This is a genomic window from Pseudomonas sp. Sample_21 (assembly GCF_004307525.1).
In the GTDB taxonomy this organism is placed as follows: domain Bacteria; phylum Pseudomonadota; class Gammaproteobacteria; order Pseudomonadales; family Pseudomonadaceae; genus Aquipseudomonas; species Aquipseudomonas atacamensis.
Window position 1 is genome coordinate 1 of the sequence record NZ_RCNZ01000125.1, and the last position, 13,596, is coordinate 13,596.

Below are 13,596 nucleotides of genomic sequence, written 5' to 3' on the forward strand. Positions count from 1 at the left end.
CACGGTTGGCGATCAGGATCTTTTTTATCACTTGGAGGTTCCCTTGAGCCGGTGGCACCACGACCTGCTGGAGCCAGGTCGACGCGTGACCAAATGTTTCAATTCAGTCGCAGGTCCACACTAGCGCCGCTGAGGGATTAACAAAAATGAATAAAAATTGGGTCAGGCATAAGTAAACACTTATAGTCGGAACATCCGTGTGCCGTGAGAGCCTGAATAAAATGCGTAAGTCATTGATGCGTATGACATTGCGTCAGTTGCAGATCTTCAATGAGGTGTGTGATTTACGCTCCTACAGCCGCGCCGCCGAGGAAATGTCCCTCACACAGCCGGCGGTGAGCCTACAGATTCGTCAGCTTGAAGAGCTGATCGGTCAGCCGCTTTTCGACTATGTCGGCAAAAAACTCTACATGACCGAGGCGGCGGAAGCGCTCCAACGTGCCAGTCGCGACATTTTCGGGCGGCTGGAAAACCTCGATATGCAACTGTCGGACATGCAGGGTTCGCTGCAGGGTCAGCTGAAACTGGCAGTGGAATCGAGCGCGAAATATTTCGTGCCGCATTTGTTTGCTGCGTTCAAGCGCCAGCATCCGGAAGTCAATTTGCAGCTGACTGTGGTCAACCGTGGCCAGGTCATCCGCCGCCTCTCGGACAACCGCGATGATCTGGTGATCATGTCGATGGTGCCGCAGGACATGGGCCTGGAATTTCTGCCGTTTCTCAACAATCCGATTGTCGCCGTGGCGCGCCCGGATCACCCGCTGGCGCACATGGGCCCGCTGCGCTTGCAGGATCTGGAGCCGTATACGCTGCTGATCCGCGAGCAGGGCTCGGGCACGCGTCTGGCCTGCGAAGAATATTTCAAGGAAAAGCGCGTGCATTTCACCCAGACCCAGGAAGTAGCGTCCGCCGAAGCCCAGCGCGAATGCGTGGTGGCGGGTCTGGGCCTGGCGCTGTTGACGCGCCACGCCCTGAACCTGGAGCTGGCGACCGGCGGCCTGGTCGAGCTGCCGGTCGAAGAGTTGCCGCTGCTGCGCAGCTGGTGTCTGGTGCAGGCCAAAGCCAAGCGGCTGTCACCGGTGGCGCACGCCTTCCTGGCGTTCATCCGCAGCGAGCGGGCGCAGATTATTGCGATGGTTGAGCGTTTCGACGGGAAGCTGCGGGCGTCGCCTGCCAGTGCGTGATCTCGGGAAAATCGCCGATCTCAGCCTGAAGCTGGCGAAGTTCGAAGCGATCTTCGATTGCGCGGCGAAATTCCATGCGGCGCTGATCTTCCTGCTGACGACGGGTTTTCGCGGCGCTGTTGCGTTCTTCGTAGGGCTGAGCCATTTCGATTCTCCCAAGGCGAGTACGGGAGTTTCACGATAGGCGTGGGGGATGACGGTTTGGCTGCGCGGGGATGACAATGTGATGAAATGTGCGCAGGGATATGCTGTTGTTGAAGACGCTTTCGCGAGCAGGCTCGCTCCCACATCTGATCCCATTATGACCCAGAGTTTGTGTTCTCAGGAGGTCCCCAGTGGGAGCGAGCCTGCTCGCGAACAAGGTCGGAACGACCTTGCTCAATCATCCAGGGCTTTCACGGCTTTTGGAGACAAACGCAAACTGCGCAGACTGCGCTTCACGCTCTTGAGGTGATTGACCAGGCTCGGCCCGCGCGCCATGGCCACGCCCATTGCCAGCACGTCGATCACCACCAGGTGGGCGATTCGCGAGGTCAGCGGCGTGTAGATCTCGGTGTCTTCGTGCACATCGATAGCCAGATTGACGGTCGACAGTTCGGCCAACGGCGTCTGGCTCGGACACAGGGTGATCAACGACGCCCCGCTTTCGCGAACGAGGTTAGCGGTGATCAGCAAATCCTTGGAGCGCCCCGACTGGGAAATACAGATCGCCACATCGGTAGGCTTCAGCGTCACAGCCGACATCGCCTGCATGTGCGGATCGGAATACGCCGCCGCGGTCAGCAGCAAACGGAAGAACTTGTGCTGTGCATCCGCTGCCACCGCACCGGAAGCACCGAAGCCGTAGAACTCGACACGCTGCGCCTGGGACATCAGCGTCACTGCGCGCTGCAACTCGACCGGGTCGAGCTTCTCGCGCACTTCCATCAAGGTGTGCAGCGTGGTGTCGAAAATCTTCAGGCTGTAGTCGGCGACGGAGTCGTCTTCGTGGATCGCGAACTGGCCGAAGCTGGCGCCGGCGGCCAGGCTTTGCGCCAGTTTCAGCTTGAGGTCCTGAAAGCCGGAACAACCGATCGCGCGGCAGAAACGCACGATGGTCGGCTCGCTGATGCCGACGCTGTGAGCCAGGTCGGCCATGGAACTGTGCATCACCGCCGCAGGGTCAAGCAGCACGTGGTCGGCGACCTTGAGCTCCGACTTGCGTAACAGGTGACGTGACTGGGCGATGTGTTGCAGCAGATTCAAGGGGTTGGACTCTTCTTGTGGGCAAGGATGTAGCAAGCTTGTAGTTATACTACATGAAAGGGCATTTTGCCTGCTCAATGCGTAACTCGATGTCCCGGCGTCAGGCACGCTGAGGAGCATGTAGCCCTTACGGCGGGTTTTTCTGATCACGCAAAAGCCCGGCCAGACAAGCAGCGTCTACCGGCCGGCTGATCAGATAACCCTGCACTTCGTCGCAGTGTTCGGCGCGCAGAAATGCCAGTTGATCCTCACGCTCGACGCCCTCGGCCACGACTTTCAGGGCCAGCCCGTGGGCCATGGCGATGATCGCGCGAGTGATCGCTGCGTCCGCACTGCCCTCGCTCAAGCCGCGAATGAACGCCTGATCGATCTTCACGTAATCCACCGGAATGCGCTTGAGGTAACTCAACGACGAATAACCGGTACCGAAATCATCGATCGCCAGTTTCACTCCCAGATCGCGCAGTTGCTGGAACGTCGCAATGATGTGTTCGACGCTGTCGAGCAAATGACTTTCGGTCAGCTCCAGCTCGAGGCAGTGCGGCGCCAGCCCGGTTTCTTCCAGCACTTGCCGGACCAGACTGACCAGCTTGCCCTGGCGCAGCTGATGCACCGACAGGTTCACCGACACGCGGATCGGCGCCAGGCCCTGGCGCTGCCATTCGCACGCTTGCCAGCACGCCTGACGCAAAACGAATTCGCCGATCGGCCCGATCAGACCGGTCTCTTCGGCCAGGCCAATGAAGTCCGCCGGCGGCACCTGGCCCATGCTCGGATGATCCCAGCGCACCAGCGCTTCAGCGGCATTCATGCGGCCGGTTTGCAGGCACAGTTTCGGTTGGTAGAACACCGTCAGTTGCTGTTCTTCAATGGCCCTGCGCAAGTGGTTTTCCAGCTGCAAACGCTCGAGTGTGCTGGCTTGCAGACTGTCGGTGAAGAACTGGAAATTGTTGCCGCCCAGATGTTTGGCATGCTGCATGGCCATGTTCGACTGGCTGACCAGCGCCGAGATCTCACGCGCGTTGTCCGGCAACAGGCTGATGCCCATCGAAGCGCTGACCACCAGTTCATGCCCGTCAACGCTCAGCGGCAAACGCAGCTTGGCCGACAACCGCGTCGCTACCCGTGCCAGGCTCGACAGATTGCCGTAGGCATCGAACAGCACGGCAAATTCGTCACCGGACAAGCGCGCAATGGTGTCGGCTTCCGGCAAGGCATTGACCAGCCGCCGGGCCATCTTCTGCAGGAGCTGATCGGCGACTTCATGGCCGAGACTGTCATTGAGCAATTTGAAGCGATCGAGATTGATGTGCAGCAACGCCAGACTGCGGCGCCCGCCCTGGCGCACGCGCTGATGGGCTTCGTGCAGGCGTTCGCGGAACAGCGAACGGTTGGCCAGGCCGGTGAGCTCGTCGTAATGGGTCAGATAGCGCAGGCGTTCTTCCGAGGCCCGCCGCGCCGAGAGATCGGCGAAGAAGCCGACGATATGGCTGACATTGCCACGGCTATCACGCACGGCATTGAGTTGCAGCCACTGCGGATACAGCTCGCCGTTCTTGCGGGTTTCCACGAGTTCGCCCTGCCAACTGCCGTGCTGCTCCAGCGCATGACGGATCGCCACATAGTGACGACGGGCATCGCGGCTGCACGGCAACTCGACGACGTTGCGCCCGAGCATGTCGTCTATCTCGTAACCGGTAACCCGGCTGAAAGCCTGGTTGATCGCGATCAGCGCGTATTCCGGGTCCAGAATCACGATGCCTTCGCTGGCCGCTTCGAACACCGTCGCCGCCAGCCGCTGCTGCTCTTCAAGGCTTTTGCTGGCGCTGATATCGCGACGGGTGCCGACCATACGGATCACCCGGCCGCTGGCGCTGCGCTCCACGGCGCGGCCACGGTCCTCGATCCACACCCAGTGACCGTCGCCGTGGCGCAGGCGATATTCGACCTGATAATCCTCGGTGCGCCCCTTCAGATGCTCGACCAGGGCGAACTTGAGTGACGGCACATCTTCAGGATGCAGTCGTGGCTTGAGGTCGCGCAGCAGCGCGGTGACGTATTCCGGGGCGAGGCCGAACAGTTCCTGAATCTGCGTGTGATGGACCTCGTCGGTCTGCAGATTCCAGTCCCACAATCCGAGCTCACTGGCCTTGAGCGCCAGCGCCAAGCGCGCTTCGCTTTTGCTCAGGGCCTGATTGGCGGCATCCAGTTCGCGGCTGCGCTGGGCCACGCGATCTTCGAGATCGACCTGCGCTTCACGCAACTGCGCCTCGGCACAGCGGCGCTGTTCGATCTCTTTGCCCAGCTCCTGATTGAGTTGTTCGCTGCGCGTCTGCGCTTGCTGCAAATGCTCGATCAGGTGCTGATTCTGGAAACGCCGAAGCAATCCACGGTCGATCAGCCGATTGACCTGCCACGCCACCACGCTCAACGAACCGAGCAGGATCAGACCCAGCCAGCCCCAGCCCCGGGCCTGATCGTCGCCGCCCCAGAACAGGTAGCCGATCGCTGGCAGCAGGCACGGCAAGGTAAACGAGAGGAACGCCGGCAGGCTCACCGCGTAGGCGACACTGGCCGACAGCGTTGCCGCGCCGATCAGGCCAAACACCCAGGCTTGCTGCATGAAGTTGTCAGCGGGTACCAGAGCGATGCCGGCTCCGGCCAGTGTCAGGCCGGTCATGGTCGAACCGAGCAGGAACATGCGGAACCAGATCGGCTGGGCCTGACGATCAGGAATCGCCGAATCGAACGCGGCTACCTGAATCACCCGCAGCGCGACCAGCGACAGCAGCCACACCAGCCAGACGCTGACCACGAAGTAGCGCTGCGGGCTCCAGAGCAAAGCGGCGCAGACCAGACCATTGATCAACATGAACAGCGTGGGCAACAACGAGCCCTGATACAGCAGACGCGTGCGCTCCACCGCCATTTCGACGGCATAGTGCTTGCGGATCACCCGGGGGTCCACGGAGGGCCCCGACAGTTCGGCGCTGAGGATCATGGGCAACGTTCTTGTTCTTATAGGAGGGCGTGCGCCCGAAACGTGGACGGAGCATACACAAGCCGATCCCGATGCCAAACTGCTGCCGATCACAATTGCGGGGAAATTTTCCGCCGCTTGCGCACCGCTGCAACCCCTCAGGCGAGACGGGCCGAAGCCTGCAGCCAGTGACCGACCGGTCGTCATCGGCAGCACTTTCATCGGCTAATGCAACGCACGGTTTGCCCGGGCCTGCGGCGCACCCTAGAATGCCCCGATGCGCGATGATCTCTCCCTTCTGCTGAACTCCCTCAACGATGCCCAACGCCAGGCCGTAGCAGCCCCCGTTGGCCGTCAGTTGGTCCTGGCCGGCGCCGGTTCCGGTAAAACCCGAGTGCTGGTGCACCGTATCGCCTGGTTGATCCAGGTCGAAAACGCCTCGCCTCACTCCATCCTGTCGGTGACCTTCACCAACAAGGCCGCTGCCGAGATGCGCCATCGCATCGAGCAGTTGCTGGGCATCAACCCGGCCGGCATGTGGGTCGGCACCTTCCACGGCCTCGCGCACCGCTTGCTGCGGGCGCACTGGCAGGAAGCGGGCCTGAGCCAGACCTTCCAGATTCTCGACAGCGATGACCAGCAGCGTCTGGTCAAGCGGGTGATCCGCGAGCTCGGTCTGGACGAGCAACGCTGGCCGGCGCGTCAGGCGCAGTGGTTCATCAACGGCCAGAAAGACGAAGGTCTGCGGCCGCAACACATTCAGGCCAGCGGCGACCTGTTCCTGGCCACCATGCGCGGCATCTACGAAGCCTACGAGTCGGCGTGCCTGCGGGCTGGCGTGATCGATTTCTCCGAACTGCTGCTGCGCGCGCTCGATCTGTGGCGCGATCACCCCGGCCTGCTGGCGCACTACCAAAAGCGCTTCCGGCACATTCTGGTCGACGAGTTCCAGGACACCAACGCCGTGCAGTACGCCTGGTTGCGCCTGCTCGGCAAGGGCGGCGACAGCCTGATGGTGGTCGGCGACGACGACCAGTCGATTTACGGCTGGCGCGGGGCGAAGATCGAGAACATCCATCAGTACTCTTCCGACTTCCCGGACTCCGAGACGATTCGTCTGGAGCAGAACTACCGCTCCACCGCCGGGATCCTCAAAGCCGCCAACGCGCTGATCGCCAACAACACCGGGCGTCTCGGCAAAGAGCTGTGGACCGACGGCGGCGACGGCGAAGCGATCAACCTGTACGCCGCGTTCAACGAGCATGACGAAGCGCGCTACGTGGTAGAAACCATCGAAAGCGCGCTGAAAACCGGTCTGGCCCGTAGCGATATCGCCATTCTGTACCGTTCCAACGCCCAGTCGCGGGTGCTTGAAGAAGCCCTGCTGCGCGAGCGGATCCCGTACCGCATCTATGGCGGACAGCGCTTCTTCGAACGCGCGGAAATCAAGAACGCCATGGCGTACCTGCGTTTGCTTGAGGGTCGCGGCAACGACGCGGCGCTGGAGCGAGTGATCAACGTACCGGCGCGGGGCATCGGCGAGAAAACCGTCGAAGCGATTCGCGAGCATGCGCGACACAGCGACGTATCGATGTGGGAAGCGATGCGCCTACTGGTGGCCAACAAAGGCCTGACCGGTCGCGCCGCGAGTGCGCTCGGCGCGTTCATCGAACTGATCGAGAACCTCGCTGCCAAGTGCGCCGAGATGCCGCTGCACCTGATGACGCAAACCGTCATCGAGCAGTCCGGTCTGATCGCTTATCACGAAGCGGAAAAAGGTGAGAAAGGCCAGGCCCGGGTGGAAAACCTTGAGGAACTGGTCAGCGCCGCACGCAACTTCGAGAACACCGAAGAGGACGAAGAACTGACGCCACTGGCGGCCTTCCTCGGCCACGCTTCGCTGGAGGCCGGCGACACTCAGGCCGACGAGCACGAAGACAGCGTTCAGCTGATGACCCTGCACAGCGCCAAAGGCCTGGAATTCCCTTACGTGTTCCTCGTGGGCATGGAAGAAGGCCTGTTCCCGCACAAAATGAGCCTGGAAGAACCGGGGCGTCTTGAAGAGGAACGGCGTCTGGCTTACGTCGGTATCACCCGGGCGATGCAGAATCTGGTCATGACCTACGCGGAAACCCGGCGCCTGTACGGCAGCGAAACCTACAACAAGGTGTCGCGTTTCGTCCGCGAAGTGCCGAAAGGCCTGATTCAGGAAGTGCGCCTGTCCAATAGCGTCAGCCGACCGTTCGGCGGCAACCAGTCGATGAGCGGCAGCAGCCTGTTCAGCGGCAGCGAGATTCCGGAAACCGGTTTTGTGCTCGGTCAGGCCGTACGTCACTCGATCTTCGGCGAGGGCGTGATCCTCAACTTCGAAGGCTCCGGCGCCCAGGCCCGGGTGCAGGTGAACTTCAGCGAAGGCAGCAAGTGGCTGATGCTCGGCTATGCCAAGCTGGAAGCGATCTAACCACCGGCACTGAACCCATGTGGGAGCGAGCCTGCTCGCTCCCGCAGGTTATGCGACGCAAGTACATCAATCCCTCTGAACCTATCGCCTTTTCCTACAGACAAAAGTACATCGGCTGATTGCCTCGCCAAGCTGAACGCAACCTGTCAGGCAAAAGCCCGAAACACTCTCTCGCTAGCCAGTAACACTTCAGCTGTGCAACATGGCGCGCGTGTCTCCACAAAACGGGAATACCCTTTATGAAACGTTTTCTTAGCATCGCCATGGCGTTGTGCATCGGCCTGACGATGAGCCTCGACGCCAACGCCAAGCGCTTTGGTGGTGGCAAAAGCGCCGGCGCTGCGCCGACGCACCAGACCAGCCAGATGGCTCCTTCTTCTCCAGGCGTGGGCGGCGCAACAGCGACCGCTGGCGCTGCCGGTGCTGCTGGCGCCGCAGCCAAGGCCGGCGGTGCTTCGCGCTGGCTCGGCCCTCTGGCGGGCATCGCCGCCGGTGGCCTGCTCGCGTCGATGTTCATGGGCGACGGCTTCCAGGGCATGCAGATCTTCGACATCCTGATCATGGCCCTGATCGCGTTCGTGATCTTCCGCTTCATCGCCGCCCGTCGTCGCAAGCAGCAGGAGCAATTCGCTCCGGCCGGCGCGCCGATGCAGCGTGAAGTGTTCGAGCAGAAGCCTGCCGCCATGGGTTCGATCTTCGGTGGTTCGGCTGCTCCGGCTGCCGCCCGTCCAGTGATCAACGCACCGGCCTGGTTCAACGAAGAGCGCTTCCTTGAAGCTGCGCGCAGCCACTTCCAGTCGCTGCAGCAGCACTGGGACGCCAACGAAATGGACAAGATCGCCGAGTTCGTGACCCCGCAAATGCTTGAGTTCCTCAAGCGTGAGCGTGCGGATCTGGGCGACGGTTTCCAGTCGACCTACATCGACAACCTGCAGGTGCAGCTGGACGGCGTCGACGATCGTGCCGACAAGACCATCGCCACCCTGACCTTCACCGGCGTGTCGAAAACCTCGCGTTTCGACCAGGGCGAAGTGTTCAGCGAAAGCTGGAACATGGAACGTCCGCAGGGCGACAACCAGCCTTGGCTGGTCGCCGGTATCCGCCAGAACGGCTGATCCCTGCTGCGCTTCACTTGCGGTAACAGAACCCCGGCCTCGGCCGGGGTTTTTCATTTCACGGTTGCATCTATGGCGAGCTACTGTATAAACCGGCCCATATAAACCGCGCCATTCAAGCAAGAGGATCCCGGACGTGGAAGAAATCATCGAACAACTGCGCGAAGCCAACGAACCCGTGCCGGTTCCATTGGAATTGCCAGACGAAGACCAATTGGTGGAGATCGAAGAAGAACTCTTCATCAACATTCCGTTCGTCTTCAAAGAGTTTTTGCTGACCGTCAGCGACGTGGTCTATGGCAGCCTCGAGCCGGTGACCGTCACCGACCCGCAATCGCACACCTATCTGCCGGACGTTGCCGCCAATGCCTGGGACGCCGGCGTGCCGCGTGACCTGATCCCGATCTGCCAGGACGGCGACGACTACTACTGCGTTGAAGAAGACGGCACCGTGGTGCTGTGGTCCGGCGAAGAAGAGCTGATCACCGAAGAATCATGGGAATCGGTGTGGCACTGGGCGCGGGACGTCTGGCTGGAAAGCTGATCCGCCACACGCCCCGGCAGGTCAATGCCCCGACGGCTCCTTGTGATTGTCGAGGGTTTCCAGCAAGGCCACCTGCATCCGCGTATGCACGCGGATGAACCAGCGCCACAGCAGCGCCGCCACGGCGGCCGCGACGACGGCGATCAGCACCAGCAGCTTGTTGGTCGGCAGGATACTGGCCGACAAGGCTGCCAACAGCAGGAAAATCACCAGCAGCGAGAGAATCGGGATCACTTCGGCGATCACCCGGCGCACTCGCTGCGTGTGACGCCCGGCCATCTCCGGCTTGACGCCCATTTCCGCCAGCAGCATCGACAGCGCCTTGAGCTTGCGGTAAGCGGCAATCAGGAACGGTAGCGAGACCAGCAACGCACCGCCCCAAATGAGAGCCTTCTGCCAGCTCGGATCGCTAATCCAGTCCTGCAGCCACAACGACATGCGCTCGGCGAAGTATGCGCCGGCAAAGAAGATCGCAATCACCAGCGCCAGATTGACCCCGACCTGCAACAGGATCCGCCGGATCATCGACGCCAGCAGCGCACCCTCGCCCTGCGGTTGAATACTGCGCAACCATTCGCCATACATGCCGAGCACCCGCCCGAGCCGCTTGGGCACAGCGGCCGAGAGCTTGATCGACAGCGGATCCGCCGCGCGAATCAGGTACGGCGTCAGCAGCGTGGTGATCACCGACACGGCCACAGCGACCGGATAGAGGAAGTTGCTGGTCACCTGCAAGGTCATGCCCAACGCGGCGATGATGAAGGAAAATTCGCCAATCTGTGACAGACCCATGCCTACCCGCAGTGAGGTCCGTCCGTCGTTGCCAGCGATAAACGCACCGAGGCCGCAGGACAGCATCTTCCCGAGCACTACGGCGACGGTGATCACCGCAATCGGCCAGGCGTATTCGATGAGAATCAGCGGATCGAGCATCAGCCCGATGGCGACAAAAAAGATCGCACTGAACAGGTCGCGAACCGGCTCGACCAATCGTTCGATTTTCAGCAATTGCCGCGACTCAGCCATGATCGCGCCGATCAGGAAAGCACCGAGCACCATGCTGTATTCAAGCTTGACCACCAGCAGGCAGAAGCCGAAACACAGGCCGAGTACGGTGATCAGCAGCATCTCGTTGCTTTCGAATTTCGCCACGTAAGCCAGCAGACGCGGTACCAACAGAATGCCGATGACCAGCGCGACGATCATGAACAGCGACAGCTTGCCGACCGTGGAGAAGACTTCGCCCGAGCTCACCGTGCCGCTGACGGCGATACTCGACAGCAGCGCAATGATGCCGATGCCAAGGATGTCCTCGACAATCAGCACACCGAAGATCAACTGCGCAAAGCGCTCGTTCTTCATCTTCAGGTCATTCAGCGCTTTGACGATGATGGTGGTTGAGGAGATCGCCAGAATCGCGCCGAGAAACAACGAATCCATGGTGTTCCAGTCGAACCAGCGACCGATTTCGTAACCGATCCAGATCATCAGGATGATTTCGAGAAACGCGGCAATGAACGCCGTTGCCCCAACCTTGAACAACTTGCGCAGGCTGAACTCCAGGCCAAGGCAGAACATCAGGAAGATCACCCCGAGTTCGGCCAGGGTCTTGATGGTTTCTTCGTCGTGAATCAGGCCGAACGGTGGCGTATGCGGGCCGATGATGAAGCCGGCGACGATGTAGCCGAGCACCACCGGTTGCTTGAAACGATGAAACAGCACGGTTACCACGCCCGCGACCAGCATGATCACTGCCAGATCCTGAATGAAACTGATGGCATGCATGGCGTGGGCTCCTTGATGACGAGGCGCGCGGACAGACGTCAGACGTTCTGCGCGAGCAGGGTAAAAATCCGCTTTTAATGTAGGAATTGCCCTTGGGCAGGGCTTTTGCAGGTTAACACCGCGACTTCGCTCTGGAAGCCGGTGCAATATATGGAAACAGATCGCTACCGGCGTGACGGCGGCCCGCCGCGCGGCGTCCCGATAACGGTGCTTTTTGAAAAGCCACCAGGTGCCCGCAGAGGCGCTTCCTGCAATCAGCCTTGATCCGTGAGAACGTTATGGAACCCGGAAACGCCCAGCTGTCGATGACGGTACTGATGACCCCCGACATGGCCAACTTCTCTGGCAATGTCCACGGCGGCACCCTGCTCAAATACCTCGACGAAGTGGCCTACGCCTGCGCCAGCCGTTATGCCGGGCGCTACGTGGTGACCCTGTCGGTGGATCAGGTGATTTTCCGCGAGCCGATTCATGTCGGCGAACTGGTGACGTTCCTCGCCTCGGTCAACTACACCGGCAACACGTCGATGGAAGTTGGCATCAAAGTGGTCACCGAAAACATCCGCGAACGCTCGGTGCGCCACACCAACAGCTGCTTCTTCACCATGGTCGCGGTGGATGATCAGCGCAAACCGGCCGCCGTGCCACCGCTGCAACCGCAGAACAGCGAAGACAAGCGCCGCTTCATACAGGCGCAGCAGCGCCGACAGATTCGTCAGGAACTGGAGAAGCGTTATCAGGAGATCAAGGGCGACGCCTGATCAGCCTTGATTGATGTTGCCTGACAAATGGCTTTCGCGAGCAGGCTCGCTCCCACATTTGGAATGCATTCTTCCTGTGGGAGCGAGCCTGCTCGCGAATAAAGACGACCCGGTCTCAGAGACTGATCGCTGTAGCCTCGAATTTCACCCGCGGATGCGCAATGCGATCCTGCGCCCGCACCAGTTGCAGCTCGTAACTGGCGCACGCCTGGGTTTCCAGCAACACCTCATGCACTGCCGCTGCGGTGAATTCGAATGCCGCCAGCAGGCTGTCGCCCAGCAGTACCCGCGCCAGGAACAGACCAGAGGTCAGATCGCCGACGCCCACTGGCTGACGTGGAAACGCCAGCAACGGACGGCGCAAATGCCAACTGCCCTCAGCCGTCACCAACAACATTTCGAAGCCATCCGCCGGTTTGCCCGGGTAATCCAGGTGCTTGACCAGTACCGCTTTCGGTCCGCGCGCCAGCAGCGCCCGTGCCATCGCCAGGCAATCGAACAGCGACTGCGGCTTGCGCCCGGAAAAACTGTCCAGCTCCAGTTGATTCGGGCACATGATGTCCGCCACGGCCGCGGCCTCATCCAGGAGGAAGTCGCTGACCTCGGTGGGCACGCTGCAGCCTTTCTCCGGATGGCCCATCACCGGATCACACAGATACAGCATCTTTGGATTGACCGCTTTGATCCGCGCCACACCGCTGAGAATCGCCCGTCCCTGCGCGGCGCTGCCGAGATAGCCGGACAGCACCGCGTCGCAATTGCCCAACTCGCCAATTGCGGCGATGCCTTCGATCAGCTCGGGGATCTGCTGCGGCGCCAGCACCTCACCGGCCCACTGACCATACTGGGTGTGGTTGGAAAACTGCACGGTGTTGAGCGGCCAGACGTTGACCCCGACCCGCTGCATCGGAAAAACCGCAGCGCTGTTGCCGGCGTGGCCAAACACCACGTGGGACTGGATGGCGAGCAGATGAGGCGTACGTTTCATTCGGGTCATTCCGTAAAACGATTGAAATTCAAGCCGCGCAGTATGCGACGAAACACAGCCTGTACGACAGACCGGCGAGACAGTTAAGCTGACGCCATCATTTGGAGTTCGATGTCGATGCTGACCCTGGAAAACATCTTCGTGCTGATGCTGTTCGCCGCCGCTGGTGCCTGGCTATGGCACAACCACGGCTTGCGCGAGCGCGCGCTGGAGCGGGTCAAACAGCATTGCACCAACGTCGGCGTGGAGCTGCTGGACGGTAACGTCGCGCTGAAAAAGATCGGTCTGATCAGGGATGCCAACGGTCGCCGGCGGCTGGCGCGGGTCTACAACTTCGAGTTCACCGTGACTGGCGAAAGCCGCCACAACGGCACCGTCACCCAGTTCGGCGCGCACAGTGCGCAGATTGAATTGGCGCCCTACCCGGCGCCGTTCGACGACACGCCGCCGGTGGTCGAAGTGCACAAGCCTCGCGCCGAAGTCATCGAGCTGAGCCAGTGGCGGCAGGAACATACCAAGTGGAAGCCTTGAGC

Annotated in this window: 11 protein-coding genes; 6 read left to right on the forward strand and 5 right to left on the reverse strand. The window is 61.0% G+C overall.

Features of this window, described 5'->3' with window-relative positions; genetic code table 11:
- Nucleotides 1-221: 221 nt before the first annotated feature.
- A complete protein-coding gene (locus tag D8U71_RS24035) occupies nt 222-1,184 on the forward strand; it encodes a LysR family transcriptional regulator (protein WP_130888832.1) in 963 nt (320 codons plus the stop codon).
- On the opposite strand, the gene D8U71_RS24040 is transcribed toward D8U71_RS24035, so the two are convergent.
- The 3 genes from D8U71_RS24040 to D8U71_RS24050 form a co-directional block, all read right to left on the reverse strand.
- Complete coding sequence (locus tag D8U71_RS24040) at nt 1,126-1,329, reverse strand: hypothetical protein (RefSeq protein WP_125916905.1); 204 nt, start codon at nt 1,327-1,329, stop codon at nt 1,126-1,128. The genes D8U71_RS24035 and D8U71_RS24040 overlap by 59 nt on opposite strands.
- A gap of 233 nt (nt 1,330-1,562) precedes the next feature.
- Nucleotides 1,563-2,429: a transcriptional regulator HexR gene (hexR, locus tag D8U71_RS24045; protein ID WP_007962240.1), complete on the reverse strand. Its 867-nt coding sequence runs from the start codon at nt 2,427-2,429 to the stop codon at nt 1,563-1,565.
- A gap of 127 nt (nt 2,430-2,556) precedes the next feature.
- Nucleotides 2,557-5,430, reverse strand: a complete 2,874-nt coding sequence (locus D8U71_RS24050) for a GGDEF domain-containing phosphodiesterase (protein WP_130888833.1) — start codon at nt 5,428-5,430, stop codon at nt 2,557-2,559.
- 256 nt (nt 5,431-5,686) lie between these two features.
- On the opposite strand from D8U71_RS24050, the gene uvrD reads away from it, so the two are divergent.
- The 3 genes from uvrD to D8U71_RS24065 all read left to right on the forward strand — a co-directional run bounded on the left by uvrD (nt 5,687) and on the right by D8U71_RS24065 (nt 9,529).
- A complete protein-coding gene (gene uvrD, locus D8U71_RS24055) occupies nt 5,687-7,870 on the forward strand; it encodes a DNA helicase II (RefSeq protein WP_110644548.1) in 2,184 nt (727 codons plus the stop codon).
- Nucleotides 7,871-8,109: 239 nt separating this feature from the next.
- Nucleotides 8,110-8,985 (forward strand): Tim44 domain-containing protein, encoded by an 876-nt coding sequence (locus D8U71_RS24060; protein ID WP_130888834.1) that lies wholly within the window; start codon nt 8,110-8,112, stop codon nt 8,983-8,985.
- Between the two features lie 136 nt (nt 8,986-9,121).
- On the forward strand, nt 9,122-9,529 hold the full coding sequence (locus D8U71_RS24065) for an SMI1/KNR4 family protein (RefSeq protein WP_007954245.1): 408 nt from the start codon (nt 9,122-9,124) through the stop codon (nt 9,527-9,529).
- A gap of 21 nt (nt 9,530-9,550) precedes the next feature.
- Here the strand turns inward: D8U71_RS24065 and D8U71_RS24070 are convergent, their stop codons facing one another.
- Nucleotides 9,551-11,314 carry a cation:proton antiporter gene (locus D8U71_RS24070; protein WP_130888835.1) on the reverse strand — a complete coding sequence of 588 codons (1,764 nt, stop codon included), beginning with the start codon at nt 11,312-11,314 and terminating at the stop codon, nt 9,551-9,553.
- Between the two features lie 278 nt (nt 11,315-11,592).
- Between D8U71_RS24070 and D8U71_RS24075 the strand changes: the two genes are divergently transcribed.
- Entirely contained in the window at nt 11,593-12,075 is a 483-nt protein-coding gene (locus D8U71_RS24075; protein ID WP_094469908.1) for an acyl-CoA thioesterase, read from the forward strand.
- A gap of 115 nt (nt 12,076-12,190) precedes the next feature.
- Here D8U71_RS24075 and pdxY read toward each other — a convergent pair whose 3' ends face one another.
- On the reverse strand, nt 12,191-13,063 hold the full coding sequence (gene pdxY / locus D8U71_RS24080; RefSeq protein ID WP_042608042.1) for a pyridoxal kinase PdxY: 873 nt from the start codon (nt 13,061-13,063) through the stop codon (nt 12,191-12,193).
- A 117-nt stretch (nt 13,064-13,180) separates the two neighbouring features.
- On the opposite strand from pdxY, the gene D8U71_RS24085 reads away from it, so the two are divergent.
- Nucleotides 13,181-13,594 (forward strand): DUF3301 domain-containing protein, encoded by a 414-nt coding sequence (locus D8U71_RS24085; RefSeq protein WP_038861179.1) that lies wholly within the window; start codon nt 13,181-13,183, stop codon nt 13,592-13,594.
- The last annotated feature ends 2 nt before the right edge of the window (nt 13,595-13,596 follow it).

What these genes read in the sequence shown, in the direction of transcription:
- D8U71_RS24035 (WP_130888832.1), top strand. Translation starts at nt 222, where the DNA reads ATGCGTAAGTCATTGATGCGTATGACATTGCGTCAGTTGCAGATCTTC.
- D8U71_RS24040 (WP_125916905.1), bottom strand. Translation starts at nt 1,329, where the DNA reads ATGGCTCAGCCCTACGAAGAACGCAACAGCGCCGCGAAAACCCGTCGT.
- D8U71_RS24050 (WP_130888833.1), bottom strand. Translation starts at nt 5,430, where the DNA reads ATGATCCTCAGCGCCGAACTGTCGGGGCCCTCCGTGGACCCCCGGGTG.
- uvrD (WP_110644548.1), top strand. Translation starts at nt 5,687, where the DNA reads ATGCGCGATGATCTCTCCCTTCTGCTGAACTCCCTCAACGATGCCCAA.
- D8U71_RS24060 (WP_130888834.1), top strand. Translation starts at nt 8,110, where the DNA reads ATGAAACGTTTTCTTAGCATCGCCATGGCGTTGTGCATCGGCCTGACG.
- D8U71_RS24070 (WP_130888835.1), bottom strand. Translation starts at nt 11,314, where the DNA reads ATGCATGCCATCAGTTTCATTCAGGATCTGGCAGTGATCATGCTGGTC.
- D8U71_RS24075 (WP_094469908.1), top strand. Translation starts at nt 11,593, where the DNA reads ATGGAACCCGGAAACGCCCAGCTGTCGATGACGGTACTGATGACCCCC.
- pdxY (WP_042608042.1), bottom strand. Translation starts at nt 13,063, where the DNA reads ATGAAACGTACGCCTCATCTGCTCGCCATCCAGTCCCACGTGGTGTTT.
- D8U71_RS24085 (WP_038861179.1), top strand. Translation starts at nt 13,181, where the DNA reads ATGCTGACCCTGGAAAACATCTTCGTGCTGATGCTGTTCGCCGCCGCT.